We start from the raw sequence: 25,179 nt of genomic DNA on the forward strand, positions 1-25,179 counted from the left end.
CCTCACGCCACCGCACCACGCGATGTGAGGAACCGCGTACGGAATAATCGCGGCGTGATTCCGGCGACCCTGATCGCAGCCGCGACGTTCCTGCTCTGGTGCCTGCTCTCCGGGCGCATGGATCGGTGGGGCGTCTCCGCGCCGCTGGTCATGGTCATCGCCGGGGGCGCCGTGGGCATCGGCGCGCACGGCGCGATCGCCGAAGCGCTGAACACCGGGGCGGCGCAGCGGGCCGCCGAGATCATCCTCGCGGTGCTGCTGTTCGTGGACGCCACGCATGTGCGCGGATCGCTCCTCGGCCGCCACCCGCGCCTCGTCCTGCGATCGCTGCTGATCGGCATCCCCGTCGGACTGGCGCTGTCCGTTGTCGTCGGCTGGCTGCTGCTCCCCCATCTCGGTTGGTCGGTGCTGCTGCTGGTCGCGTGCGTCATCGCCCCGATCGATTTCGCCTCGGCGCCCTCGCTGCTGCGCGATCGACACGTGCCCGCTCGGGTCCGCGACGTACTGACCGTCGAATCGGGATACACGGACGGCCTGGTGACCCCCGTGTTCCTGTTCGCGCTGTACTGGGCCGGCCCGGGCCACGGCGATGACGACCCGGCCCCCGCGCTGCTGGCCGCCGCCCCGCAGGCCGCGATCGCGCTGGCGGTCGGCGCGGCGCTGGGCGCGGCGATCGCGGCGGGCGTGCAGTACACCGAGCGGGCCGGGCTCGCCTCCGAGAGCGGGCGGCGGCTCGCGATCGCCGCCACCCCGCTCCTGACGTACGCCGCGGCGGTGGGCCTCGGCGGCAACGGCTTCGTCGCCGCGTTCGTCTGCGGCATCGTCTACCGACTGCGCCGCGGCACCGAGACGTCCGACGACGTCGGACTCACCGACGACGTCGGCTTCCTCCTCGCCGCCGCGATGTGGTTCGTCTTCGGGTCCGTCGCCGTGGTCGGGCTGTTCGACGGTGTCGACTGGCGGACGTTCGTCTTCGTCGCGGCGGCGCTGACCGTGCTCCGCGTCCTCCCGATCGCCGTCGCGATGACCGGTAGCGGGCTGCCGCGGAAGCAGGTGCTCCAGCTGGGGTGGCTCCGCCCTCGCGGTACGTCCACGATCGTCTTCGCGCTCATCGCCTTCAACACGCTGCCCGACGGCCCGGTCGCCGACCTCACGCTCACCCTCGCCGTTCTCGTCGTGCTGGGCAGCGTCGTGCTGCACACGGTCGGCGTCCCGGTGGCGATCGCCGGCCACGACCGACGCGCCCGCGGCCGGGCGTGACCGCCCGCGGCGGCGCGTGACAGCGCGCGGCCGGGCGCTAGAAGTCCGGCGCCCCGCCCACCGCGGCCGGCTCGCGCCCCGCCGCCTCGCCGTCCTCCGCGAAGCCCTGCACGACGACCAGTCCGTCACGCCCCGGGCCGGCCGTCGCACCGCCGGGATCGCCGTCCGCGCCCGGCGCTTCCGACGCCGTCGCGGCCGCCGGATCCGCGCCGACCGTCTCGAGCGGCGGCGGGGCGACCTCGCGGTACCGCTCCCCCGTGCCCACGTACTGGCTCGCGCACATCCGCAGGTTGAGCCCGATCGCGTCGGCCTTGAGGTCCAGCGAGCTGTGCCGCTGGCCGTCCGCGCCGTCGAAGGTCTCGTGCTTGAGCTCACCGTGCACGATGACCGGCCGCCCCTTCGCGATCACGGCGCGCGCGTTGCGGGCCAGCGCGCCGAAGGCCTTGACGTTGAGCCAGACCGTGCTGGTCTGCTTCCACTCGCCGTTGTCGTCCAGGTAGCCGTTGTTGGCCGCCATCGTGAAGCTCAGGAAGTCGTGCCGCTGATCGCGGGCCGACTCCCGGTAGGTCAGGTCGTTCGTGACGTTCCCCGCTGCGAAAACAAGCACCCCGGGCATGGTCGCCTCCTCGTCGATTCCGCGGCCGGCGGATCCCGGCCGTCGTCGACGAGTGTCGCGCGCAGGGCCCGCCCCGGACGGCGTCCGAGGCGGGCCCTGTGGAGGAAAAACGTTACGTACGCTTAGTTGTGGATGAAGGGCGTTTTCGCGGCGTCCACGTCGCACCGCCGTGGCAGGTCACCGGGCCAGCCAGCCCGCCGCGACGAAGCCGTCGAGGTACCGCTCGATCAGTGCGTGATCGAGGCGCGGAAGGTCACCCCCACCGACGTTCTCGGAATGCACGGCCTCCCGGAACCGGTCGGCGGTCAGCGCGGTCCCCGCGCCGGCGTCGGCCGGCCGGGCGAAGGAGTGCAGCAGCGGGAGCACCGACCGGTGGCGGTCCTCCGTGGGCAGGGCTCGCAGCGCCGCCTCGAACCGCGCGAGCCACTCGTCGTAGTCCGCGATCCGTTCGATCGGCCGGTCCTCGGCGATCCAGTCGACGAAGTCGTCGAGCCCCGCGCCGCCCTCGGCGACGTTGAGCACGTGGAACGTGCGGAATCCGGTACGCCCCGCGGCGCCGAGGCGGGTGATCGCCTCCGCGGTGAAGTCGACCGGCAGGCCGTCGTAGTGTGCCCGCGGCCCGTTCGGGTCGGCGGAGAACGAGGCGGGCGCAAGGCCGGTCTCGGCGATGCTCAGCAGCAGCCGCGTGAACTGGTCCACGGGGTTGTACTGGCCGCGGAATCGGCTGTGCGCCAGGATCATGTTCGAGCGGAAGACCCGCACCGGCAGGCCCGCGAGGTCCGCGGCCTCGCGGAGCAGCACCTCGCCCGCCCACTTGCTCACCGCGTACCCGTTCGCATACGCCTCGGCACCGATCCGCCGCTCGGCACCCGCGACGCGGACGTCGTCGTCCTCCACGAGCAGGCGGCCGTCGTCCTGCGGGACCACCGCCACCGTCGAGACGTAGTCGATCGATTTGCGGCGCACGGTGAGCGCCAGCCGGGCGATCTCCGCGGTCCCGACGACGTTCGGGCCGAACAGCTGGTCGTAGGGCAGCACGTGGTTGACCATCGCGCCGCAGTGCACCACGTGGTCCACGCGGCCGCTGAGCGCGTCCCAGGTCGCGGCGTCGAGCCCCAGCGACGGCGCGCCGAAGTCGCCGACGACGACCTCCAGGTGACGCTCCGCGAGCGCCTCGAACTCCGCGGTCAGCGCGGGATCCGACGTCCCGATCGCAACGGCGAGGCGTCGGCGCGCGTCGTCGGCGTCCGCGGCGCGGACCAGCGCGACGACCGTCCCGTCGTGCGGGGCGACCCGGCGCAGCCATTCGAGCAGGAGGAATCGGCCGAGGTATCCGGTCCCGCCGGTGAGCAGCACCGTCGCGGGCTCGCCGTGCGGCGCGGGCAGCGACGGGGCGGCCGCCAGCAGCGCGGGGTCGATGAAGCGGTCGAGCCGCAGGTCGGAGGCGTGGGCGACCTCGGCGTCCGGACCGTGGATCGACGCGGCGGTGGGCGCCTGCACGCCGCCCGCCCGGACCTCCTCGATGTGGGCGATCACGCCGCGCAGCGTCGCGGTGGGGCCGACGATCGCCTGCACCGGCACGGGCAGGTCGTAGACCCCTTCGAGCGTCGTCGCGAGCGACAGCGCGGACAGCGAGTCGCCGCCCAGGTCGAGGAAGCGGGTGTCCTCGTCCAGCTCCTCGGGCAGCACGCCGAGGGTCAGGGCCGCCGCCCGCACGACGGTCTCCGCCACGGAGCCGCCGGCGTCCAGGTCGCGCAGACCCTCGCGGCGGCGTTCCTCGGCGGCGTCGTACAGCGCGGTCAACTCCGCGCCGTAGCGGGCGGTCAGGGCGGGCCGGACGAGTTTGCCGATGCCCGAGCGCAGTCCGTTCTCCTGGGAGAAGGGCTCGCGCTCGACGATCACGTCGCGGGGAAGCTCGTACGCGGCCAGGTCCTTCTCACGGGCGATCGCCGCGAGGCCGTCGAGCACCCGCGTGCGGGCGTCGGCGTCGGTCTCGCCGTCCGGGCCGGGAGCGGGGACCACGACGGCGAGCAGATAGGAGCGCTCACTGGTGCCGTACAGGAAGATCTGGTGCACGTCGGGGCCGGCGGCGTACGTGGCCTCGAGCTGCGCGATCGGCACGAACTCGCCCTGCGCCAGCTTGATCACGTTGCTGCGGCGGTCGACGTATTCGAGGTGGTCGGGCGCGAGCTCGGCCATGACGTCGCCGGTGCGGTAGAAGCCCTCGTCGTCGCGGATCCGCTTGTCGGAGTTGTAGTACCCCGGAATCAGCTGGGTCGACTTCACCAGGAGCTCGCCGCGCGGGTGCGGGGAGTCGGTGACGAAGTAGCCGAGCTCGGGCACGTCGATGAGCTTGTACTCGGTGACCGGCGGGCGGACCACCACGCCGTCGCGGATGACGCCGCCGGCCTCGGTGGAGCCGTAGCCGATCTGGATGTCGATACCCAGCAGCCATTCCATGAATGCCTGCAGCTCCGCCGACAGCGCGGCGCTGCCGCACATGGCGGCCTGCAGGCGTCCGCCGAGGACCCGGTCCCGCAGCTCGACGCGCGCGGTCTCGGTGTCGGTCTCGGCCTCGACGGCGAGGAAGCGCTGATGGATCAGCTCGCACACGCGGGGGACGAGGCCGATCGCGGTGGGGCGCGCGGCGGCGAGGTCGTCGAACAGGGTCGACATGTCGGACGCGCCGGCGAAGTAGCCGGTGCCGCCGGAGGCCAGGCCGGCGATCAGCCAGTTGCGGCCGTACATGTGACTCATGGGCAGGAAGTGCAGCAGCGATTCGGACGGCAGGTCGATGTCGACGATGCTGTCCACCTTGAGCCAGGCGTCGGAGACCAGCTGCTCGGTGTACATCGCGCCCTTCGGGGTGCCCGTGCTGCCCGAGGTGTAGATCAGCGTCACGAGGGGGTCCGTGCCCGGCTCGGGCGCGAAGAACTCGGGCGCGGGCAGGGCCTCGCCCGCGAGGACGTCGGCCTCGATGCCCTCGTAGCCGGCGTGCTCGCCGTCGAAGACGACGACGCGGGGCGTCGCGGAGGACTCGGCGAGGGCCTGCTCCGCGAGACCCACCTGGTCGGCGCTGACGGCGAAGATCGTCGGCCGGGTCTCGTCCAGGATGGCGGCGATCCGGGCGGCCGGGGCGCCGGCCTGCAGCGGCACGTTCGGTGCACCGAGCAGGGTGGTCGCCAGGTCGACCGTCACGAAGTCCGCGCTGGTGAAGCCCAGGATCGCGACGAAGTCCCCCGCGGCCAGCTCGCCCTGCCAGGCCGCCGCCAGCGCCGTGACCCGGCGCCAGATCGCGCCGTAGGTCACGCTCGCGTAGGGCGCGCGGGGTCCGCCCGCGCGGGTCGCGAAGGCCGGACGGTCCGCGTACCGGGCGAAGATCCGGGCGATCACCTGGGGAAGCCGCTCGGCCTGCTCACCGGCCGGGGCGGCCGCCGCAGCGCCGCTGGTGGCGGGGTCACCGCCGTGCATCGTCTCGATCGACATCCAACACACCTCATTTCACTACGGAACTCTAACTAACTCTTTCCCTAGCTTAGCTACTGACCGGTAGGTGTGCACGTTCGACGCATCACGAGTCGAAACCTGGCCGCCGCGTCCGCGCGGTGATGGACTGGCGCTTCGTATCCCCGCTCCCCCGACGGAAGGCCGACGTGAGCTCGCGCACCCCTCTCCACCTGCACTGGTTCCTGCCCACGTACGGCGACTCGCGGAACCTCATGGCGGGTGGGCACGGCAGTGGCATGAGCGGAGATCGCCCCGCGAACCTGCACTACCTCAAGCAACTGGCCCTCGCCGCCGAGGCGAACGAGTTCGAGGCCGTGCTCATCCCCACCGGCCTGTGGTGCGAGGACTCCTGGCTGACCGCCGCGCTCCTCACCGAGTCCACGGAGAAGCTCAAGTTCCTGGTCGCACTGCGCCCGGGCCTGGTCAGCCCTCTCCTCTCGGCGCAGATGGCGAGCACCCTGCAGTGGCAGTCCGGCGGCCGGGTCCTGCTCAACGTGGTGACCGGCGGCGAGTCGTCCGAGCAGCGCGCCTTCGGCGACACGCTCAGCAAGGACGAGCGCTACGCCCGGTGCGGCGAGTTCCTCGACATCACCAAGCAGCTGTGGACCTCGTCCGAGCCGGTGAACGTCGCCGGGAAGTACGTCTCCGCGGAGAACGCGCTCCTCGCCCGCCGGCCCGATCCGGCCCCGCCGATCTTCTTCGGCGGCAGCTCGCCCGCCGCGGGCGACGTGGCCGCGAAGCACGCCGACACCTACCTCACCTGGGGCGAGCCGCCCGCGCAGGTGAAGAAGAAGCTGGACTGGATCCGCGGCCTCGCCGCGGAGCAGGGCCGCGAACTGACCTACGGCATCCGCCTGCACGTGATCTCGCGCGACACCAGCGAAGAGGCGTGGGCCGAGGCCAACCGGCTGCTGGGCAACCTCGACCCCGCGGCGGTGCGCGCCGCGCAGGCCAACCTGGCCCGGAGCGAGTCCGAGGGGCAGCGCCTCATGCGCGAACTGCACGGCGGCGGCGCGGCCTTCGACGAGGCCGCGGACGCCCGCTCGCTCCAGGTCTACCCGGGCCTGTGGACCGGCGTCGGCCTGGTCCGCGGCGGCGCGGGCACGGCGCTCGTCGGCTCCCACGACGAGGTGGCCGACCTCATCGCCGAGTACGCGGCGCTGGGTCTCGACCACTTCATCCTCTCCGGGTACCCGCACCTGGAGGAGGCCTACCACTTCGGCGAGGGCGTGCGCCCCCGCCTCGCGGCGCGCGGCCTACTCGGCGCCTCCGACGCACCGTCGGAGCCCGTGCGCGGCGCCTTCCTGCCCGACCTCTCCCCCACCTCCTAGCCGCGAAGGACCGCACGGATGACGACCGAGAAGATCGCCGACGAGATCAAGTTCGCCTACTGGGTGCCGAACGTCTCGGGCGGCCTGGTGACCAGCGACATCGAGCAGCGCACCAGCTGGGACTTCGAGTACAACAAGAAGCTGGCGCAGACGGCCGAGCGCGTGGGCTTCGAGTACGCCCTCTCGCAGGTGCGGTACATGGCCAGTTACGGCGCCGAGTACCAGCACGAGTCGACGTCGTTCAGCCTGGCCCTTCTCGGCGCGACCGAGAAGCTCAAGGTGATCGCGGCCGTGCACCCCGGTCTGTGGCACCCCGCGGTCCTCGCGAAGTTCGGCGCCACCGCCGACCACCTGTCGAACGGGCGCTTCGCGATCAACGTGGTCTCCGGCTGGTTCGCGGGTGAGTTCAAGGCGCTCGGCGAGCCCTGGTTCGAGCACGACGAGCGCTACCGCCGCAGCGCGGAGTTCCTCGAGGTGATCCGCAAGATCTGGACCGAGGACAACGTCGATTTCGGCGGCGACTTCTACCGGATCCGCGACTTCACGCTGAAGCCGAAGCCGCTCAACACGGCGGAGCGCCCCAACCCGGAGCTGTTCCAGGGCGGCAACTCCTCCGCCGCGCGCGTCAACGGCGGCAAGTACGCCGACTGGTACTTCTCCAACGGCAAGGACTTCGACGGCGTCACCGATCAGCTCGACGACCTGCGCCGCATCGCCCGGGAGGCGCAGCGCGAGGTGAAGTTCGGCCTCAACGGCTTCATCATCGCCCGCGACACCGAGAAGGAGGCGCGGGACACCCTGCGCGAGATCGTGGAGAAGGCCAACAAGCCCGCCGTCGAGGGTTTCCGCGACGCCGTGCAGCAGGCCGGCAAGTCGACCTCGGACGGCCGCGGCATGTGGGCGGACTCCAGCTTCGAGGACCTGGTCCAGTACAACGACGGCTTCCGCACGCAGCTCATCGGCACGCCGGAGCAGGTCGCGGAGCGGATCGTCGCGTACAAGGAGCTCGGCGTCGACCTGATCCTCGGCGGCTTCCTGCACTTCCAGGAGGAGATCGAGTACTTCGGCGAGAAGGTGCTGCCGCTGGTCCGCGAGATCGAGGCGAGCCGCGCCGGGGCACTGGTGTGACCCTCGCGTCCGCGATCGACTCCGCCGAGGCCGCCGTCGAGGCGGCGCGGGAACTCGCGGAGCGGTTCGCCGACGGTGCCGCCGAACGCGACCGGGAGCGGCGCCTGCCGCACGCCGAGGTCGAATACCTCTCCGACGCCGGGCTGTTCGCACTGACGGTGCCCGCCCGCTTCGGCGGGCCCGACCTGCCGCCGTCCGTGATCGCCGAGGTCTTCCGCACCCTCGCGACCGCCGACGGCTCACTCGCGCAGATCCCGCACAGCCACTACGTGTACCTCACGGCCCTGCGGCTTGCGGGGCCGGAGGAGCTGCAGCGCAAGATCTTCGACCAGGTGCTCGACGGGGCCCGGATCGCCAACGCGCAATCGGAACGGGGCGGGCGGACCGTCGCTGACGTGGCCACCACGCTCACCCGCACCCCCGACGGCGCACACCTCGACGGTGAGAAGTTCTACTGCACGGGTTCGCCCTACGCACACCTCCTCGCGGTGCTCGCCCGGGACGCGGAATCGGGCGAGCAGGTCATCGCGTTCGTCCCGGCGGACACCCCCGGCATCGCCATCGCCGACGATTGGAACGGCCTGGGCCAGCGCACCACCGGCAGCGGCACCGTCCGCTTCGACGACGTGGTCGTGCCGCTCGACGCCGTCGTCACCCGCTCCCCCGCGGTGTCCGAGCCCACCGGCTACGGCGCGTTCGCGCAGCTGTTGCACGTCGCCATCGACGCCGGGATCGCGCGGGGAGCGCTCGACGCCGCGGCCGACTTCGTCCGCACCAAGTCCCGTCCCTGGTTCGAGGCCGCCGTCGACCGGGCGCAGGACGATCCGCTCGTGATCCAGCGCTTCGGCGAGCTGACGGTGACGGTCCGCGCCGCGGAGGCGGCGCTCGCCGTCGCCGGGCAGGCGGTGGACGCTGCGTTCGCCACCCCCGGTTCCGACACCGCGGCCGAGGCCTCCCTGGCCGTCGCCACCGCGAAGGTGCTCGCGGACCGCGCGGCGACCGAGGTGCCGTCGGCCCTGTTCGAGGTGTCCGGCACCCGGAGCGCCGGCGGCGACACGGGGCTCGATCGGTACTGGCGGGACGCGCGCACCCACACCCTGCACGACCCGGTGCGATACAAGGTCCTCCACCTCGGCCGATTCACCCTGAACGAGGAGCGGCCGCCGCTGCACGGCGTCGTCTGACCCACCGGAAACAAATTCGGACCCTAGTCCGTTTATACCGGTACTATGACTGACATGAAGATTCCCGAGTTCGGCGTGGACACGTTCGGCGGCGTCACGAAGGACGCGCAGGGTGAGCCGCTGCCCCATCCCCAGGTGATCCGCGACCTCGTCGAGGAGGCCGTCGCCGCGGACGGCGCGGGCCTCGACTTCTTCGGCGTCGGCGAGCACCACCGCGCGGACTTCGCCGTCTCGAGCCCGGAGATGGTGCTCGCGGCGATCGCGGCGCGCACCGAGTCCATCCGCCTCGGTTCCACGGTGACCGTGCTGAGTTCCGACGATCCGGTGCGCGTCTTCGAGCGCTTCGCGACCCTGGACGCCGTCTCGAACGGCCGGGCCGAGATCGTCGCCGGGCGGGGCTCGTTCACCGAGTCCTTCCCCCTGTTCGGCTACGACCTGCAGGACTACGAGGTGCTGTTCGAGGAGAAGCTGGAACTCCTTGCGGCGCTGCTCACCGAGGAGCCGGTCACCTGGTCGGGCACCACGCGCGCGGCCCTGTCCGAGCAACGCGTCTTCCCCACCACCGCGGACGGCATCCGCGCCTGGGTGGGCGTCGGCGGCAGCCCCGAGTCCGTCGTCCGCACCGCGCGGTACGGCTTCGGCCTCTTCCTGGCGATCATCGGCGGCCCGGCGGATCGCTTCGCGGCGTACACCGACCTGTTCCGGCGGGCCGAGAACGAGTTCGGCGGGTCGCCGCAGCCGATCGCCGTCCACTCGCCCGGCCTGATCGCGGAGACCGACGAGCAGGCCCGCGCGCTCGTCCACGACGGCTGGCTGCGGATGCGGCAGCGCATGGTCGCCGAGCGGGGCTGGCCGCCGCCCGCGCTGGGCGATTTCGAGCGCGAGGTCGAGACCGGTTCGCTGTACGTAGGGTCGCCGGAGACGGTCGCGCGCCGGATCGCGGCGACGGTCCGCACGCTCGGCGTCGACCGGTTCGACCTCAAGTACGACCAGCCCGTGACCCACGCCGATCTGATGCGGTCGATCACCCTCTACGGCGAGAAGGTCGTCCCCCTGGTCAAGGACATGCTCAGCGACTGAGCCCGTCCACAGCTGGCGCGAATCACGGCAGGACGCCGAGCCCGGCCGCGGCGAGGGGCGCGCCGGCGCCGTCGAGCCCGGACAGGCCGGCGGGTCGACCCGACAGCACGAGCAGCAGGTCGGCGATCGGACCGCGCGCGACGGGGCCGTCGCCCGCGGACCAGTCCGCGTCGACGGCCTCGAAACGCACGCCCGCGAACCGCTTCCGCGCGCCGAACAGGTAGCCGACCCGCCAGATCCGCTCCGCCCCCTGGGCCGCGGCGGCGGTGTCCATCGGCAGGTGCAGCCCGAGCGGGCGGGCGATGTCCTGGGCGTGGATCTGCGTGTCGAACAGGATGTTCCGCCAGTTGGTCAGGCGCGGCAGCGCGGTGACGCCCGCCTCCTCCCGCAGCATGACGGCCGAGCGGGTGCCGTACTCGGCGGCGGCCTCCCGGGAGAGCAGGTCGATCATGCCGTGCAGCCTGCCGCGGGCACGGACGGCCGCCGAGACCACCGCCCCCGCGGGCGCCGGGCGGAGCACCGCCGCGAGGTGGCCGGCGACGTCGGTCACCGTCCACCCCGCGCACAGCGACGGCGCGGCCCACTGCTCCGCGGTCAGCCCGTCGAGGAGCTCCGCGACCGCCATGCGCTGTTCCGCGATCACCCGCCACGCCTGCTGCTCGTCCATGACGACCTCCATTGGTCAAATTCCCTGACCAATATTAGTCAGTCTCTTGTACCATCGCAAGGGTGGAGATCGGAACTGGCGTCATGCTGTTCGTCGCCTATCGGGCCATGGAGACGCGCGCCATGACCGCGGCCAGGGAGGCCGGCTACACCGACATCACGCTCGCGCAGGCACGCATCGGTCAGCGCATCGGTCCCGAGGGCACCCGCCTCACCGACCTCGCCGAACAGGCGCAGGTCACCAAGCAGACCGCGGGCTTCCTGGTCGATCAGCTCGAGCGCGCCGGATACGTCGAGCGCGTCCCCGATCCCGCCGACGGCCGCGCGCGCCTCATCCGCCTGTCCGCCCGCGGCGCCGGGGTCGCCGACGTCGCGAACGCCGAGGTGGCCCTCGTGGAACGGGAGTGGGAGGACCACCTCGGCGCCGCCGCCTATCGGGACCTGCGCGTCGCGCTGCTGAAGCTGCGCGAGGTCACCGACCCGTATCGCTGAGGACGATCGTCGCGCCGGGCGGCGCCGCCTCGATCATCCGGATCCGGGCCAGCGCGGGCGAGCCGTCGAGCATGCGGCCGGCGTTGGCGAGCGCCCGCAGCGCGGCCGTCTCGGCCCGCGCCTCCTCCAGCCGGGCGGCGCCCCGTGCCTTGGCGGTGATCAGGCCTACCGCGGCGCTCCGGATCTCGGCCGGCAGCACCACGTCCTTGACCACGACGGCGAGCACCTCGACGCCCACGGTCTCGGCGGTCGCGCCGACGCGCGAGCGGATCGCCTCGCCGTCGACGGCCGCCGTGCGACGGGCCAGGTCGTCGATACCGATGCCGCCCAGCGCCTCTCGCAGCGCGACCTGCGCGGCCAGGTAGACCACGGCGTCCGGATCGGCGGCGCGCTCGAGGTACGCGACCGGGTCGGCGACACGGATGCGCAGCGCCATCGACACCCGGACCGGGACGGACTCGGCGGTGACGACCTCCTGCGGCGCCACGGCGAGCAGCCGTTCGGCGACGACGACCGGGACGACGGTGTGCGCCCGGCGGACCCGATGAGGGCCGGGCCCGAGGACGCGGGCGACGGCGCCGTCCCGGTACTCGACGGCGCGGCGGCCCACCGGCACGACGATGCGTCGGCCGCGGATCGCGGTCATGATCGACACGGTGGATCTCCTCTCGTGGTGGCCCGGGGGCCTCGATGTGGGTGGCACCGCCCCGCCGGGCGGGCAGCGGCGGCGGGATGTCCCGGGTAATGGCCGGGGCATCGCAGGGCCGCCGCCGCCCGCGCTTCCGGCGGAACGGCGTTCGAGGGACTCGAACCCTCTGGGCCCCGATGGGGCCGTGCCACTGGTCGGTTCTGCCGGATCGAACGCGCGGAACCGGTCGCGGTACCCCGCTCCGGCCGCTCCCCGGTCAGTGCCGGAACCACTCTGACAGCCGCCGATGACCTATCGCAAAGCCCTTTTTCGCCGTGGGCGGAATCCAGGCAGCGGCGAGCACGGACGAGCGCACATATCCTGGTCGGGTGCCCCCACCTCGCGCTCTGCGCGGCGCCGCCGCGCGCCCCCTCGTCACCGGTGCGGCGCTGGTCGCCGTCGTGATCATCCTCGCCGCGTTCGCGGCGTGCGGCCTGGGCGGGAGGAGCGCACCGTCGTTCCAGCGCACCGACCAGGCGATCGACGGGGCCGGGGTGCGCCTGGACACCTCCTTCTTCCGGCCCGACGGTGCCGGCCCCGCCCCCGCGGTGCTCCTCGCACACGGTTTCGGCGGCTCCAAGGACGACGTTCGCGCCGAGGCCGAGCAGCTGGCGGGCCGGGGATACGCGGTGCTGACCTACACCGCGCGCGGTTTCGGGAAGTCGACGGGCCTCGTCGGCCTCGACTCCCCCGACGCCGAGGTCGCGGACGCGCGCAAGCTCCTCGACTGGCTCGCGACGCGCTCCGACGTGCAGCAGGACCGGCCCGGCGATCCCCGGGTCGGCGTCGCCGGCGGCAGCTACGGCGGCGCCCTGGCGCTCCTGCTCGCCGGGCACGACAAGCGCGTCGACGCCATCGCCCCGCGAATCACGTACTGGGACTTGGAGCAGGCCCTGTTCCCCGGCGGCGTCTACAAGAAGCAGTGGGCGGGCATCCTGTTCACGATGGGCGGCGGCTGCGCCCGGTTCGAGCCGGCCGTCTGCGAGATGTACACCCGGATCGCGCAGGGCGGCACGCTCACCGACGCCGATCGAGCGCTGCTCGCGGCGCGGAGCCCCGCCTCGGTGGGTGCGGAGATCCGCGTCCCCACGTACCTCGCGCAGGGCGAGCTCGACTCGCTGTTCCCGCTCGACCAGGCCGATGCGGCGGCGCGGCGCATCGCGGCGAACGGCGCGCCCGTCGCGGTCGACTGGATCGCCGGCGGGCACGACGCGGGCAGCGCCGAGGACGCCCGGGTGAACGCCCGCACGGCGGAGTGGTTCGACCGCTACCTCAAGAACGAGGACGCCCCGGCGGTGCCCGCCTTCCAGGTCTCCCGGTCCGGCGGCGTCGACCGCGAGACGGGCGAGCGCACCGTCCGCGCGTCGAGCACCGACGCCTACCCCGGGCTCGCCGGGACCATCACGCGCACCGTCGCCCTGCCCGGCGAGCCGCAGCGGGCGGAGAATCCCGCGGGCGGTGCGCCACCGTCGATCTCGGGGGTGCCCGGCCTCGGCGGCCTGGCCTCGTCCGCGGCGGCGCTCGGTTCCTTCGGGCTCTCGCGCGACCTTCCGGCGCAGGCCGCGATCGTCGACTCGGAACCGCTGAGCGGACCGGTCACCGTGACCGGCGCCCCGACAGTGACGATCAAGGTCGACTCCCCCGCGTCCGACGCGGTGCTCTTCGCGAAGCTCTACGACGTGGGCCCCGAGGGCACGCAGATCCTCCCGCAGCAGCTCGCCGCGCCGATCCGCATCCCGATCACCGCGGGCACGGCGACGGCGACCATCCGGTTGCCCGTCATCGACCACGAGTTCGCCGCCGGGCACCGCATGCGGCTCGCCCTCGCCACCACCGACCTGGCCTACCTCTCCCCGTCCGCGCCCGCGACGCACACGATCACGGTGACGAGCCCCCTCACGGTTCCGGAAGTACCGGCGCTGAAGACCGCGCCGGCGCCCCTGCCCACCTGGGTGTGGGTACTGCCGCTGGTCGTGCTGGCGATCGCCGCGGCGTTGCTCCTCGTCCGCCGTCCGCGCCCTGCGCCGCCCGCCGACCCGGAGCTCGCCGATGTGGCGCTCCAGGTGACCGGGCTGTCCAAGAAGTACGCGGGCGGCGACGGCTACAGCGTGCGCGACGTGACCTTCCGGGTGGAGCGCGGCCAGGTCCTCGGCCTGCTGGGCCCGAACGGCGCCGGCAAGACCACCACGCTGCGGATGCTGATGGGCCTCATCACGCCGGACGAGGGCGGGATCCGGGTCTTCGGGCACGAGATCCGGCCCGGTGCGCCGGTGCTCTCCCGCGTGGGCGCCTTCGTCGAGGGCGCGGGCTTCCTGCCGCACCTGTCGGGCCGCGCGAACCTGGACCTGTACTGGCGGGCGACCGGCCGCCCCGCCGACCAGGCGCACCTCGAGGAGGCCCTCGAGATCGCGGACCTCGGTAGCGCGCTCGAGCGCCCGGTGCGCACGTACTCGCAGGGCATGCGGCAGCGGCTCGCGATCGCGCAGGCCATGCTCGGCCTGCCGGACGTGCTGGTCCTCGACGAGCCGACCAACGGCCTCGACCCCTCGCAGATCCGCGAGATGCGGGACGCGATCGTCCGTTACGGCGCCACCGGCCGCACCGTGATCGTCTCCAGCCACCTGCTGGCCGAGGTCGAGCAGACCTGCACGCACGTCGTGGTGCTGCGCCGCGGCGAGCTCATCGCCGCCGGCACCGTCGACGAGATCGTCCAGGCGGGCGAGGGCGGCGGGTCCCGCACCCTCGAAGACGCGTTCCTCCAGCTGACGGGAGACGGGGCATGACCACCACGAAGGACTCCGCGGCCGGGCGCGACGCGACGCACGGCGCCGCACCGGGCTACGCGCCCGGGCACACCCTGACGGTGCGCGTGGAACTCGCCCGCCAGCTGAAGCGCCGCCGCACCCTGGTGATGGCGGCCCTGCTCGCGGCTCTGCCGATCGTGCTCATCATCGCGCTCGCCGTGGGCACCGACGACGGGGGCAACGGCAACGGACGGCCGTCGATGTTCGACGTCGCCACCGCCTCCGGGCTGAACCTCACGGCCACCGTCCTCATCGCGGGCACCGGCTTCCTGCTGGTGATCCCCGTCGCCCTGTACTTCGGCGACGCGGTGGCCTCGGAGGCGGACTGGTCGTCGCTGCGGTACCTGCTGGCCGCGCCCGTCCCGCGGACGCGGCTGCTGGTGACCAAGGCGATCGTCGCGCTGATCCTGTCGGTCGCCTCAGTGGCCCTGCTCACCGCGGTCGCGCTGATCGCGGGAACCCTCGCCTACGGCTGGGGCCCGCTGCAGACGCCGGCGAACACCGCGATTCCGGCGGCCGACGGCCTCTGGCGGCTGTTGCTCGCGGCGGGCTTCATCATCATCTCCGAGCTCGCCACCGCCGGCCTTGCCCTGTGGCTCTCGACCCGCACCGACGCACCGCTCGCGGCGGTCGGCGGGGCCGTGGGCCTGACGGTGATCGGCAGCGTCCTCGACCAGGTCACCGCTCTCGGCGGCCTCCGCGCCGCGCTGCCCGCGCACTGGCAGTACGCGTGGACCGACCTGCTCCAGCCGAGCATCGAGTGGGCGGCGATGGCCCAGGGTGCGTCGTTGTCGGTGAGCATCGCCATCGTCCTCTTCGCCCTCGCCGTGCGCGGCTTCCGGACGAAGGACGTCGTCAGCTGACCGACGCGGATCTCCGCGATGATCGCCGTCAGACGCCGGACGGGATGGTGCGGCTGTCGCCGCGGAACTCGGCGATCACGTCCTCGCCGCGGCGCACCGTCACGTCGTAGAGGCCGTTGCGGCCGAACCGCTCCCGCTCGACCGCGGTGGCGGTGAGCACGTCGCCGAGCCGGGTGGCGCGGAGGAACCGGACGTCCGCCCGCGCGGCGACGGCGGCGTCGCCCCGCGAATTGCAGGCGAGGGCGAAGGTCGTGTCCGCGAGCAGGAAGACGTAGCCGCCGTGGGTGATCCCGTGGCCGTTGACCATCGTCTCCCCCACGGTCACCGTCGTGGTCGCGGTGCCGGGACGCAGGTCGACGATCTCGATGCCGAGCGCCCGGGAGGCGCTGTCGGCGGCGAACATCGACCGCGCCGGCTCGCACTCCTCGATGCGTGCGGACGCGGTCATCACGCCTCGCCCCCGTCCCGTGTCTTGGCGACGAGGGTCAGCACGTCGTAGGTGGCGACCGGCGCGCCGTCCTGGTTCGTGACCACGGCGTCCCAGCGGACCTCGCCGTAGTCGGCGCCGCTGCGCGGGGTGATCTGCTTGGCCGTGAGCGTGACGGTGAGGGCGTCGTCCGCGCGCACCGGGGTGAGGAAGCGGAGCGAATCGACGCCGAAGTTCGCAAGGACGGGGCCCGGCGCGGGGTCGACGAACAGGCCGGCCGCCAGGGAGACCACGAGGTAGCCGTGCGCGACGATGCCGCCGAACAGCGGGTTCGCCGCCGCTGCCTCGGGATCGGTGTGGGCGTAGAAGGTGTCGCCGGTGAAGTCCGCGAAGTGGCCGATGTCCGCGAGGGTGACGGTGCGCGGGCCGCCCACGATCGTGTCTCCCAGGCGGAGCTCGGCGAGGGACTTGCGGAACGGGTGCTCGGCGCCCTCGGTGCGCGGGGCACCGGTGACCCACTGCCCGGTCGCGGCGGCCAGCACCTCCGGGGTGCCCTGGATCGCTGTGCGCTGCATGTGGTGCAGCACGCCGCGGATGCCGCCGAGCTCCTCGCCGCCGCCGGCGCGGCCGGGTCCGCCGTGCACGAGCACGGGCAGCGGGGAGCCGTGGCCGGTGGATTCGCGGGCGTCCTCCGCGTTGAGCACCAGCAGCCGGCCGTGGTACGGCGCGATCCCGAGCAGGACCTCCCGCGCGAGCTGCGGATCGGCGGTGACGAGCGAGGCGACGAGGCTGCCCCCGCCGCGGGCGATCAGCTCCACGGCATGCGCCGTGTCGCGGTAGCCGATGACCGTCGCCACCGGCCCGAAGGCCTCGATCTCGTGCACCTCGGGCGCCTCGGGATCGGTGCTGCGCAACAGCATCGGCGGCAGGTAGGCACCGGTCTCCGCGTCCCCGCCGACGACCGCGACGCGGTCCGGGTCACCGACCACCAGATCGGCGGCGCCGCGGAGCTTGTCGACCGCCGCGAGCACGTCGGTGCGCTGCGACAGGGAGACGACGGGGCCCATCGTGACGCCCTCGGCGCCCGGAGCACCGACGACCACCCGGTCCAGCCGGGCCCGGGCCGCCTCGATCACCGCGTCCACCATCGGCTCGGGGACGAGCGCGCGGCGGATGGCGGTGCACTTCTGCCCGGCCTTGACGGTCATCTCGGTGGTGAGCTGCCCCACGTACAGCTCGAACTCGGGGGCGTCGGTCGTGACGTCCGCGCCGAGGACGGAGGCGTTGAGCGAATCGGCCTCCGCGGTGAAGTGCACGCTGTTCGCCACGAGAACGGGATGCGCGCGCAGCGTCGCCGCGGTGTGCGCGGACCCGGTGAAGGCGACGGAGTCCTGCCCGCCGAGGGCGTCGAGGAGCGGGGCCGGATCGCCGCACAGGAGCTGCACGGAACCCTCGGGGAGCAGGCCCGATTCGATGATCCGGCGGAAGACGAGCTCGGTGAGGTACGAGGTCTGGGTGGCCGGCTTGACGATGGTCGGCACGCCCGCGATGAAGGCGGGCGCGAGCTTCTCGAGGAAGCCCCAGACGGGGAAGTTGTAGGCGTTGATCTGCACTGCGACGCCGCGGCGCGCGGTGTGGACGTGCCGGGCGACGAAGGTGCCCTTCTTACCGAGCTGCTCGACGGGGCCGTCGAGGTGGATCACGTCGTTGGGCAGCTCGCGTTTGGCCTTGCTCGCGTAGCTGAGCAGGGTCCCGAAGCCGCCGTCGATGTCGACGGCCGAGTCCCGCTCGGTGGCACCGGTCCGGGCGGACTCGGCGTAGAACTCCGCCTTCCCCGCCATGAGGGTCAGGCCGAGCGCCTTGAGTGCCGCGGCACGCTCGTGGAAGGTCAGCGCGGCGAGCGCGGGTCCGCCCGTCTCCCTGCCGTAGGCCGCCATCGCGGCGACGTCCAGCCCGGTCGACGAGACCCGCGCGACCTCGGCCCCGTCGACGGGGCTGATCACCGCCCGCCCCTCGTCCGTCGCCCGGTGCCACCGGCCGCACGCGTAGCTCTCCACCATCCTGCTGTCCATCAAGCACGCTCCCATTACCGTATGTTCGGTCGGTAATCAGGGTGGCCCGAGACCCCGCCCCCTGTCAAGAGGGCGGTCGATCTTCGATCAGGTCCGGCGGAGGCCGGCGAAGGCGATCGCCACGAGGGCGTCGGCGACCTCGCCGACGGGGTGATCAGGCCGCGGCCGATACCACTCGATGAGCGAGTTGACCATGCCGAACAGGAGACGGCTGGTGACGGCGGGGTCGGCGTCCGCGCGCACGTCGCCCTCCTCCACGGCGCCCGCCACCAGGTCGGCGATGACGGTGTCGAATTCGCGGCGGCGCGCCAGCGCCCGCCGCTCCACCTCCGAATTGCCCCGCACCCGCAGCAACAGCGTCACGTAGGGCAGCTCCGCCACCAGCACCTCGACGCTCCGGCGCAGCACGTACTCGAGCCGGTCCACCGACCTGCCGGTGGTCGCGCCCGTCTCCGTGGTGACCGCGAACAACCCGCTCAGCGCGCGGTTGAGCGCGAGCTCGAGGAGCTCCTCCTTCCCGGCGACGTGGTGGTAGATCGAGGACTTCGTCAGCCCCAGATTCTTCGCCAGCACATCCATGCTGGTGGCGTCGTAGCCGCGCTCGTTGAAGACGCGGACCGCGACCGCCAACAGGGAGTCGAGGTCGTAGCCGGGACGCCCCGGCGAGCCGGTACGCCGCCGGACGGGTGTGGTGCTCATGAACAGATTCTCCCATCCGGACCCGACTTCCGATCAAGACCTTGTTACCGACCGAATGATCGGTTATTATTTCGGGGCACCGACCGAAGAGGACAGCGCTATGACCGAAGCCCTGACGGCCGTACTCCCCGGCCTCCGCACCGTCTCCGTCGTGCGGACGGAGGACCGGTACGTCGTGACGCTCGACCGCCCCGCGGCGCGCAACGCCATCGACGCCGCGATGATCGCCGAGCTGCACACCGTCTGCGGCGCGATCGAGTCCGATCCCGCGCCCGTCCTGCTCACCGGCGCCGGCGACCACTTCGCGGGCGGCGCCGACATCGGGGAGCTCCGCGACCGGGGCCGCGACCAGGCGCTCGCCGGGATCAACCGCACGCTGTTCGACCGGTTCGCCGCACTCCCCCTGCCCACCGTCGCCGCGGTGAGTGGCTACGCGCTCGGCGGCGGCGCGGAACTCAGCTACGCCTGCGACCTCCGGATCGCCACCGAAACCGCCGTCTTCGGCAACCCGGAGCCCGGCCTCGGCATCCTCGCCGCCGCGGGTGCCACCTACCGGCTGCCCGCCCTGGTCGGCCAGTCTGTCGCCAAGCAGGTGCTGCTCGCGGGCCGCACGCTCAACGCCGCGGCCGCGCTCCGGTGCGGCCTCGTCATGGACGTCGTCCCCGCCGGCGAGCACATCGCCGCGGCCCATCGGGCCATCGACCGCATCACGGCCTCGTCCGCGCTGGCGCTGCGCCTGACCAAATCGATCATCGACGGCACGGGCCGGGTGGAGGACATCGCCCAGGCCGTCCTGTTCGACACCACCGACAAGCAGGAGCGCATGACCGCCTTCCTGGAGAAGAGGAACCGCAGATGAGCACAGCACCGTCGAAGGTGGGCGTCGTCGGCGGAGGCCGGATGGGCGCGGGCATCGCGCAGGTCTTCGCGACGCTCGGCGCCACCGTCGTCCTCGCCGAGAGCGGTGACCGGGAGGCGGCGCGGGACCGCGTCGTCACCGGCCTGCGGCGCGCCGCCGAGCGCGACAAGCTCGGCGGACGCACGCCCGAGGACGTGGCCGCTCGGCTCACCGTGGTCGCCGACATCGAGGACCTGCCCGCCGACGCCGACGTGGTCATCGAGGCCGTGCCGGAGCGCATCGACCTCAAGCTCGACGTGCTGCACCGCGTGGAGCGCGCCGTGGGCGACACCTGCGTCGTCGCGAGCAACACCAGCTCGCTCTCGATCGCCTCCCTCGCCGCCGCGCTCGACGACCCGAGGCGGCTGGTGGGCATGCACTTCTTCAACCCCGTGCCGGCGTCGACGCTCGTCGAGATCATCCGCACCCCGGACACCGACGAGGCCGTCGTCGACCGCGTGCGCGGCTGGGTGGAGCTGTTGGGCAAGCAGGAGGTGCTGGTCAACGACTCCCCCGGCTTCGCCACCAGCCGACTCGGCGTGTGCCTGGGTCTCGAGGCGATCCGCATGCTCGAGGAGGGCGTCGCCGACGCGGAGTCGATCGACCGGGCGATGGAGCTCGGCTACCGCCACCCCATGGGGCCGCTGCGGTCCACCGACCTCGTGGGCCTCGACGTCCGGCTCGCGATCGCCGAGCACCTGGCGTCGACGCTGGGCGATCGGTTCACGCCACCGCAGCTGTTGCGCGACAAGGTCGCGAGCGGCGAGCTCGGCCGCAAGAGCGGCCGCGGCTTCCACACCTGGTCCTGACCCGCCGACATCGATCCGAGGAGACCCCATGGATTCCGCCACCCTCACCGTCGCCGACGGCCTCGCCGTCCTCACTCTGAACCGCCCGCAGGCCGCCAACGCGCTCGACGTCGCGCTCAAGACCGCCCTTCTCGACGCCGTCCGGTCCATCGCCGCGGACGACGCCGTGCGCGCCGTCCTGATCCGCGCCGAGGGCCGCAACTTCTGCGTGGGCCAGGACCTCGGCGAGCACGCGGACGCGCTGAGCCGCTCGCCCGAGCGCGCCATGGATACCGTCGCCGAGCACTACAACCCCCTGATCTCCGGCATCGCCGCGCTCGAGGTCCCGGTGGTCGCCGCGGTCCAGGGCGCTTGCGTCGGTGCAGGACTCGGCCTCGCGCTCGCGGCCGACGTGGTCGTGGCCGCCGAGAGCGCGAGCTTCGCGACGGCCTTCACCGCTATCGGCCTGGCGTCCGACTCGGGCCTGACCCGGACGCTCGTCGACGCCATCGGCGCGGTCCGCACGCGGGCGTTCATCCTGCTCGGCACCAAGATCTCCGCCGCGCAGGCCCTCGACTGGGGCCTCATCGCACAGGTCGCCGCCGACGACGAGGCCGCCGCCACCGCCGAGGCCGTCGCGCGCCGGCTCGCCGCCGGACCCACCGCGGCGTTCGCCGCCGTGAAATCGCTCGTCGCCGCCTCCCTCCCGCCGCTCGACGAGGCGCTCGAGCGCGAGCGCGCCGGAGCGGTCCCCCTCGCCGCCACCGCCGATCACACGGGCGCCGTCGAGGCGTTCCTCGCCAAGCGCCGGCCCGCGTTCACCGGTCGCTGACCACCAGCCGCACGGAAGGCACAGCCCATGACAGACACCACGACCGACCTCGAGACCGAGTTCGACCGCATCGTCCAGTCCGACCAGCGCATCGAGCCGCGCGACTGGATGCCGGACGGATACCGCAAGACCCTCGTCCGGCAGATCGCCCAGCACGCGCACTCCGAGATCATCGGCATGCAGCCGGAGGGCAACTGGCTCACCCGCGCGCCGTCGCTGCGCCGCAAGGCCATCCTCATGGCCAAGGTGCAGGACGAGGCCGGCCACGGCCTCTACCTGTACTCCGCGACGGAGACGCTCGGCGTCGACCGCGCGGAGCTCACGGAGAACCTCATCGAGGGCCGCCAGAAGTACTCGTCGATCTTCAACTACCCCACGCTCTCCTACGCGGACGTCGGCGTGATCGGGTGGCTGGTCGACGGTGCCGCCATCTGCAACCAGGTGCCGCTGTGCCGCAGCTCGTACGGCCCGTACGGGCGGGCGATGATCCGGGTGTGCAAGGAGGAGTCCTTCCACCAGCGCCAGGGTTTCGAGATGCTGATGACGATGATGTCCGGCACGCAGGCGCAGCGGGACATGGTGCAGGAGTCCGTGAATCGCTGGTGGTGGCCGGCCCTCATGATGTTCGGGCCGCCGGACGACCGCTCGCCGAATTCGGCGCAGTCGATGGCGTGGCGGATCAAGCGGCACACCAACGACGAGCTGCGCCAGCGCTTCGTCGACATGTCGGTCCCGCAGGCCGAGGTCCTCGGGGTGACCTTCCCGGACCCCGACCTGGCGTGGAACGCAGATCGCGGCGCGTACGACTTCGGCGAGCCCGACTGGGACGAGTTCATGCAGGTGGTCAAGGGCAACGGCGCGACCAGCGTCGAGCGGATCGCGAACCGTCGCGCCGCGCACGAGAACGGCGCCTGGGTGCGGGCCGCCGCCGGCGCCTTCGCCGCCCGCACCGCAGCATCGGAGAAGGAGTAGACATGACCGAGCAGACCCGTATCGAGTGGCCGCTGTACGAGGTGTTCCTGCGCGGCAAGCGCGGACTGAACCACGTGCACGTCGGATCCCTGCACGCCGCGGACGCCGAGATGGCGCTGCGCAACGCCCGCGATGTGTACACGCGCCGCAACGAGGGCGTGAGCATCTGGGTGGTCCGGTCGACGGACGTCGTCGCCTCCAGCCCGTCCGAGAAGGACCCGTTCTTCGCGCCGAGCGGCGACAAGGTCTACCGCCACCCGACCTTCTACGAGATCCCCGAGTCCGTCCCGCACATGTGACCGCCCCTCGCTCAGCCCGCGAACAGGAATGACAGCCATGATCGATCACGACAACGCCTACGAGGGCCTCGTCGACTCGGACTCCCACGGCCAGTGGGCCTTCGGCACCAGCTTCGACGAGCCCCTCGCCGGGGTGGACACGACGGTGCCGGACGACGCCGACCCGCACGCCCTCGCCGTCTACTGCCTGATGCTCGGCGACGACGCGCTGATCTCCGCACAGCGCCTCGCCGAATGGAGCACCCGCGCCCCCGAACTCGAGGAGGAGGTCGCGCTCGCCAACGTCGGCCTCGACCTCATCGGGCAGGCCCGGCTGCTGCTCGCCCGCGCGGCGGCCGCCGACCCCGCCGTGGTGCCGCACGTCTCGGACACCTCGCCCGTGCCCGCCGAGGACGCCCTGGCCTTCTTCCGCGACGACGCGGCCTTCCGCAACGTCCGGCTCGTCGAGCTCGACAACGGCGACTTCGCCGTCTCGATGGTGCGGCTGCTGGTGTTCGCGACCGCCCGCCTGGCGCTGTTCGACCGCCTCCGGGAGTCCCGCGACCCGGTGCTCGCCGCGGTGGCGGCCAAGGGCGTCAAGGAGATCACCTACCACCGCGACTACGCCGCGCGCTGGGTGGTCACCCTCGCCCAGGGCACCGACGAGTCGCGGCGACGGACCGAGGCGGCGATCGCCCGCGTGTGGCCGTACGTCCCCGAGCTGTTCGAGCCGTCGACCGAGGAACTCGCGCTCACCGCGTCCGGCATCGGCGTGGATCCGAGCGGTCTGCGCCCGGAGTTCGACGCGGTCATGGCACTCACCTTCGGCGCCGCGGGCCTCCCGATCCCCGACGCGCCGGGCGTGGCCCGCGTCGGCGGGCGGGCAGGGCGCCAGGGGCTGCACACCGAGGAGCTCAGCCGCATCCTCGCCGAGATGCAGTCCGTCGCGCGCGCCCACCCCGAAGGGACGTGGTGACGTGCGCGCCACCGCGACCCGTTCCGCCCTCGCCGTCGTCGGCGCCGTGCTCGACCCCGAGATGCCGCAGGTCACCCTCGCGGACCTCGGCATCGTCCGCGACGTCGCCGAGGCCGCAGGCGGCGCAGTGACCGTGACCATCACCCCCACCTACTCGGGCTGCCCGGCGATGGGCACGATCCGCGCCGACATCGAGAGCGCTCTCCGCGGCTCCGGTTTCGGCGAGATCACCATCGAGACCGCGCTCTCCCCCGCGTGGACCACCGACTGGATCACCGACGCCGGCCGCGCGAAGCTCCGCGCCGCCGGGTACTCGACGCCGGGCCCCGCGCCGCGCCGCGGCGACGGTCCCGTCCCGCTGACCCTGCAGCCCGCGCCCCGCCGGATCGCGTGCCCCGCGTGCGGCTCCACCGCCACTCGGCTCGACTCCGAGTTCAGCGCGACGCCGTGCAAGGCGCTCTACCGCTGCCTGGACTGCCGCGAGCCCTTCGACCACGTCAAGGAGATCTGATGACCGCCACCGCCACCCGCGGCCGCGCCTTCCACGCGCTCACCGTCGACGACGTCGAGTCCCTCTGCGACGACGCGGTCGCCGTGACCTTCGACGTTCCGGCCGCCCTCGCCGACGAGTTCGCCTTCGCCGCCGGGCAGTCGCTCACCCTGCGGCGCACCGTCGACGGCGTCGAGCACCGCCGGTCCTACTCGATCTGCGCGCCGGTCGGCGAGCGCCCCCGGGTCGGCGTCCGCGAGGTCACCGACGGCCTGTTCTCCTCCTGGCTGGTCCACCGGGTCCGCCCGGGCGACACCATCGAGGTCCAGGGCCCGACGGGGACCTTCGCCGCGGACCCCGACGCGGGCGGCGTGCACGTGCTCATCGCGGCCGGTTCCGGCATCACCCCGATGCTGTCCATCGCCGGGACCGTGCTCGCCAATCCCGCTGCCCGCGTGATCCTCATCTACGGCAACCGGCGCACCCGCTCGGTGATGTTCGCCGACGAGATCGCCGACCTCAAGGACCGCTACCACGACCGGCTCGACGTGATCCACGTCCTCTCCCGCGAACCCCGCGACGTCGAACTGTTCACCGGCCGCGTCGACGCCGAACGCCTGCGGGAGCTGCTGCGCACCGTCGTTCCCACCGCCGACGTCGACCACTTCTGGCTCTGCGGCCCGCACGGGATGGTGACCGACTCGGAGTCGGTGCTGGCCGAGCTCGGCGTCGCCCGCAGCGCGATCCACCGCGAGCTCTTCTACGTCGACGACGGCACCCCGCCGCCGCAGGAGCGGCACCGCGAGCCCGGCGTCACCGGGCCGAGCAGCGCGGTCACCGTCGTCCTCGACGGGCGGAGCGCGACCGGCACGATCGCGCAGGACGACACCCTGCTCGACGGTGCCGAGAACTTCCGGCCCGACCTGCCCTTCGCGTGCAAGGGCGGCGTGTGCGGCACGTGCCGCGCGAAGGTGCTGTGCGGCACCGTCGACATGCGCCGCAACTACGCCCTCGAGGACGACGAGGTGGCCGCCGGCTTCGTCCTGACCTGCCAGACGTACCCGACCAGCGACACCGTCACCGTCGACTTCGACGCCTGACCCCGCCGCGACCAGCCGCCCCAGCCCG

Annotated in this window: 23 protein-coding genes; 16 read left to right on the top strand and 7 right to left on the bottom strand. The window is 72.8% G+C overall.

All coding sequences use genetic code 11. From position 1 onward, the window contains the following. The first annotated feature begins 54 nt into the window (after positions 1-54). Positions 55-1,260: a cation:proton antiporter gene (locus ACLQ3K_RS20520; protein WP_426001330.1), complete on the top strand. Its 1,206-nt coding sequence runs from the start codon at positions 55-57 to the stop codon at positions 1,258-1,260. 37 nt (positions 1,261-1,297) lie between these two features. On the opposite strand, the gene ACLQ3K_RS20525 is transcribed toward ACLQ3K_RS20520, so the two are convergent. Both ACLQ3K_RS20525 and car read right to left on the bottom strand, forming a co-directional pair. Next, entirely contained in the window at positions 1,298-1,876 is a 579-nt protein-coding gene (locus ACLQ3K_RS20525) for a single-stranded DNA-binding protein (RefSeq protein ID WP_426001331.1), read from the bottom strand. 177 nt (positions 1,877-2,053) lie between these two features. Continuing rightward, entirely contained in the window at positions 2,054-5,362 is a 3,309-nt protein-coding gene (car, locus tag ACLQ3K_RS20530) for a carboxylic acid reductase (RefSeq protein ID WP_426001332.1), read from the bottom strand. Between the two features lie 233 nt (positions 5,363-5,595). Here car and ACLQ3K_RS20535 point away from each other — a divergent pair, with 233 nt between their 5' ends. Genes ACLQ3K_RS20535 through ACLQ3K_RS20550 form a run of 4 tightly spaced genes read left to right on the top strand, consistent with a single transcriptional unit; the run spans position 5,596 to position 10,106 of the window. Then, positions 5,596-6,714: an LLM class flavin-dependent oxidoreductase gene (locus tag ACLQ3K_RS20535; RefSeq protein ID WP_224645544.1), complete on the top strand. Its 1,119-nt coding sequence runs from the start codon at positions 5,596-5,598 to the stop codon at positions 6,712-6,714. Between the two features lie 18 nt (positions 6,715-6,732). Continuing rightward, positions 6,733-7,842 (top strand): dimethylsulfone monooxygenase SfnG, encoded by a 1,110-nt coding sequence (gene sfnG / locus ACLQ3K_RS20540; RefSeq protein ID WP_426001334.1) that lies wholly within the window; start codon positions 6,733-6,735, stop codon positions 7,840-7,842. Continuing rightward, positions 7,839-9,026, top strand: coding sequence for an SfnB family sulfur acquisition oxidoreductase (locus tag ACLQ3K_RS20545; RefSeq protein WP_426001336.1), 1,188 nt, complete (start codon positions 7,839-7,841; stop codon positions 9,024-9,026). The genes sfnG and ACLQ3K_RS20545 overlap by 4 nt, the downstream gene beginning before the upstream one ends. 45 nt (positions 9,027-9,071) lie before the next feature. Further along, positions 9,072-10,106, top strand: a complete 1,035-nt coding sequence (locus ACLQ3K_RS20550) for an Atu2307/SP_0267 family LLM class monooxygenase (protein ID WP_426001338.1) — start codon at positions 9,072-9,074, stop codon at positions 10,104-10,106. Between the two features lie 22 nt (positions 10,107-10,128). On the opposite strand, the gene ACLQ3K_RS20555 is transcribed toward ACLQ3K_RS20550, so the two are convergent. Further along, positions 10,129-10,773, bottom strand: coding sequence for a maleylpyruvate isomerase family mycothiol-dependent enzyme (locus ACLQ3K_RS20555; RefSeq protein ID WP_426001339.1), 645 nt, complete (start codon positions 10,771-10,773; stop codon positions 10,129-10,131). A gap of 83 nt (positions 10,774-10,856) precedes the next feature. Here ACLQ3K_RS20555 and ACLQ3K_RS20560 point away from each other — a divergent pair, with 83 nt between their 5' ends. Further along, positions 10,857-11,264, top strand: coding sequence for a MarR family winged helix-turn-helix transcriptional regulator (locus ACLQ3K_RS20560; protein WP_426001430.1), 408 nt, complete (start codon positions 10,857-10,859; stop codon positions 11,262-11,264). Here the strand turns inward: ACLQ3K_RS20560 and ACLQ3K_RS20565 are convergent. Continuing rightward, a complete protein-coding gene (locus ACLQ3K_RS20565; RefSeq protein ID WP_426001431.1) occupies positions 11,245-11,910 on the bottom strand; it encodes an SPFH domain-containing protein in 666 nt (221 codons plus the stop codon). The two genes, ACLQ3K_RS20560 and ACLQ3K_RS20565, sit on opposite strands and share 20 nt — an antisense overlap. Positions 11,911-12,281: 371 nt before the next feature. Here ACLQ3K_RS20565 and ACLQ3K_RS20570 point away from each other — a divergent pair, with 371 nt between their 5' ends. Together ACLQ3K_RS20570 and ACLQ3K_RS20575 are read left to right on the top strand one after the other, a co-directional pair. Then, on the top strand, positions 12,282-14,735 hold the full coding sequence (locus tag ACLQ3K_RS20570; protein WP_426001341.1) for an alpha/beta fold hydrolase: 2,454 nt from the start codon (positions 12,282-12,284) through the stop codon (positions 14,733-14,735). Further along, entirely contained in the window at positions 14,732-15,619 is an 888-nt protein-coding gene (locus ACLQ3K_RS20575; protein WP_426001342.1) for an ABC transporter permease, read from the top strand. The genes ACLQ3K_RS20570 and ACLQ3K_RS20575 overlap by 4 nt, the downstream gene beginning before the upstream one ends. A gap of 28 nt (positions 15,620-15,647) precedes the next feature. Here the strand turns inward: ACLQ3K_RS20575 and paaI are convergent, their stop codons facing one another. From paaI to ACLQ3K_RS20590, 3 genes are all read right to left on the bottom strand, one after another. Continuing rightward, the gene (gene paaI, locus ACLQ3K_RS20580) at positions 15,648-16,067 is read right to left on the bottom strand and encodes a hydroxyphenylacetyl-CoA thioesterase PaaI (RefSeq protein ID WP_336671653.1); all 420 of its coding nucleotides are present in this window, start codon (positions 16,065-16,067) and stop codon (positions 15,648-15,650) included. Next, positions 16,067-18,118 carry a phenylacetic acid degradation bifunctional protein PaaZ gene (gene paaZ / locus ACLQ3K_RS20585; protein WP_426001344.1) on the bottom strand — a complete coding sequence of 684 codons (2,052 nt, stop codon included), beginning with the start codon at positions 18,116-18,118 and terminating at the stop codon, positions 16,067-16,069. The genes paaI and paaZ overlap by 1 nt, the downstream gene beginning before the upstream one ends. A gap of 87 nt (positions 18,119-18,205) precedes the next feature. Then, entirely contained in the window at positions 18,206-18,817 is a 612-nt protein-coding gene (locus ACLQ3K_RS20590) for a TetR/AcrR family transcriptional regulator (protein ID WP_224645447.1), read from the bottom strand. A gap of 100 nt (positions 18,818-18,917) precedes the next feature. Between ACLQ3K_RS20590 and ACLQ3K_RS20595 the strand changes: the two genes are divergently transcribed. From ACLQ3K_RS20595 to paaE, 8 genes are read left to right on the top strand one after another with little or no spacing between them, the layout of a single operon-like run. Next, positions 18,918-19,676, top strand: coding sequence for an enoyl-CoA hydratase/isomerase family protein (locus ACLQ3K_RS20595; protein ID WP_426001346.1), 759 nt, complete (start codon positions 18,918-18,920; stop codon positions 19,674-19,676). Further along, on the top strand, positions 19,673-20,524 hold the full coding sequence (locus tag ACLQ3K_RS20600; RefSeq protein WP_224645445.1) for a 3-hydroxyacyl-CoA dehydrogenase family protein: 852 nt from the start codon (positions 19,673-19,675) through the stop codon (positions 20,522-20,524). Before ACLQ3K_RS20595 ends, ACLQ3K_RS20600 begins: the two co-directional genes overlap by 4 nt. A 28-nt stretch (positions 20,525-20,552) precedes the next feature. Beyond that, the gene (locus ACLQ3K_RS20605; RefSeq protein ID WP_426001347.1) at positions 20,553-21,335 is read left to right on the top strand and encodes an enoyl-CoA hydratase-related protein; all 783 of its coding nucleotides are present in this window, start codon (positions 20,553-20,555) and stop codon (positions 21,333-21,335) included. Between the two features lie 27 nt (positions 21,336-21,362). Further along, on the top strand, positions 21,363-22,307 hold the full coding sequence (gene paaA, locus ACLQ3K_RS20610) for a 1,2-phenylacetyl-CoA epoxidase subunit PaaA (RefSeq protein ID WP_224645443.1): 945 nt from the start codon (positions 21,363-21,365) through the stop codon (positions 22,305-22,307). Positions 22,308-22,309: 2 nt separating this feature from the next. Beyond that, positions 22,310-22,606, top strand: coding sequence for a 1,2-phenylacetyl-CoA epoxidase subunit PaaB (paaB, locus tag ACLQ3K_RS20615; protein WP_224645442.1), 297 nt, complete (start codon positions 22,310-22,312; stop codon positions 22,604-22,606). A gap of 37 nt (positions 22,607-22,643) precedes the next feature. Beyond that, the gene (paaC, locus tag ACLQ3K_RS20620) at positions 22,644-23,561 is read left to right on the top strand and encodes a 1,2-phenylacetyl-CoA epoxidase subunit PaaC (protein ID WP_224645441.1); all 918 of its coding nucleotides are present in this window, start codon (positions 22,644-22,646) and stop codon (positions 23,559-23,561) included. A gap of 1 nt (position 23,562) precedes the next feature. Then, positions 23,563-24,072, top strand: coding sequence for a 1,2-phenylacetyl-CoA epoxidase subunit PaaD (gene paaD / locus ACLQ3K_RS20625; RefSeq protein WP_426001348.1), 510 nt, complete (start codon positions 23,563-23,565; stop codon positions 24,070-24,072). Beyond that, positions 24,072-25,151, top strand: coding sequence for a 1,2-phenylacetyl-CoA epoxidase subunit PaaE (gene paaE / locus ACLQ3K_RS20630; protein WP_426001349.1), 1,080 nt, complete (start codon positions 24,072-24,074; stop codon positions 25,149-25,151). The genes paaD and paaE overlap by 1 nt, the downstream gene beginning before the upstream one ends. Positions 25,152-25,179 lie beyond the last annotated feature (28 nt).

It is taken from the genome of Tsukamurella sp. DT100 (genome assembly GCF_049844855.1).
Classification (GTDB): Bacteria; Actinomycetota; Actinomycetes; order Mycobacteriales; family Mycobacteriaceae; genus Tsukamurella.

Coding starts and splice junctions, on each gene's coding strand:
- ACLQ3K_RS20525 (WP_426001331.1), bottom strand. CDS start 1,876: ATGCCCGGGGTGCTTGTTTTCGCAGCGGGGAACGTCACGAACGACCTG.
- car (WP_426001332.1), bottom strand. CDS start 5,362: ATGTCGATCGAGACGATGCACGGCGGTGACCCCGCCACCAGCGGCGCT.
- ACLQ3K_RS20535 (WP_224645544.1), top strand. CDS start 5,596: ATGGCGGGTGGGCACGGCAGTGGCATGAGCGGAGATCGCCCCGCGAAC.
- sfnG (WP_426001334.1), top strand. CDS start 6,733: ATGACGACCGAGAAGATCGCCGACGAGATCAAGTTCGCCTACTGGGTG.
- ACLQ3K_RS20550 (WP_426001338.1), top strand. CDS start 9,072: ATGACTGACATGAAGATTCCCGAGTTCGGCGTGGACACGTTCGGCGGC.
- ACLQ3K_RS20555 (WP_426001339.1), bottom strand. CDS start 10,773: ATGGACGAGCAGCAGGCGTGGCGGGTGATCGCGGAACAGCGCATGGCG.
- ACLQ3K_RS20560 (WP_426001430.1), top strand. CDS start 10,857: ATGCTGTTCGTCGCCTATCGGGCCATGGAGACGCGCGCCATGACCGCG.
- ACLQ3K_RS20565 (WP_426001431.1), bottom strand. CDS start 11,910: ATGACCGCGATCCGCGGCCGACGCATCGTCGTGCCGGTGGGCCGCCGC.
- ACLQ3K_RS20575 (WP_426001342.1), top strand. CDS start 14,732: ATGACCACCACGAAGGACTCCGCGGCCGGGCGCGACGCGACGCACGGC.
- paaI (WP_336671653.1), bottom strand. CDS start 16,067: ATGACCGCGTCCGCACGCATCGAGGAGTGCGAGCCGGCGCGGTCGATG.
- paaZ (WP_426001344.1), bottom strand. CDS start 18,118: ATGGACAGCAGGATGGTGGAGAGCTACGCGTGCGGCCGGTGGCACCGG.
- ACLQ3K_RS20590 (WP_224645447.1), bottom strand. CDS start 18,817: ATGAGCACCACACCCGTCCGGCGGCGTACCGGCTCGCCGGGGCGTCCC.
- ACLQ3K_RS20595 (WP_426001346.1), top strand. CDS start 18,918: ATGACCGAAGCCCTGACGGCCGTACTCCCCGGCCTCCGCACCGTCTCC.
- ACLQ3K_RS20600 (WP_224645445.1), top strand. CDS start 19,673: ATGAGCACAGCACCGTCGAAGGTGGGCGTCGTCGGCGGAGGCCGGATG.
- ACLQ3K_RS20605 (WP_426001347.1), top strand. CDS start 20,553: ATGGATTCCGCCACCCTCACCGTCGCCGACGGCCTCGCCGTCCTCACT.
- paaA (WP_224645443.1), top strand. CDS start 21,363: ATGACAGACACCACGACCGACCTCGAGACCGAGTTCGACCGCATCGTC.
- paaB (WP_224645442.1), top strand. CDS start 22,310: ATGACCGAGCAGACCCGTATCGAGTGGCCGCTGTACGAGGTGTTCCTG.
- paaC (WP_224645441.1), top strand. CDS start 22,644: ATGATCGATCACGACAACGCCTACGAGGGCCTCGTCGACTCGGACTCC.
- paaE (WP_426001349.1), top strand. CDS start 24,072: ATGACCGCCACCGCCACCCGCGGCCGCGCCTTCCACGCGCTCACCGTC.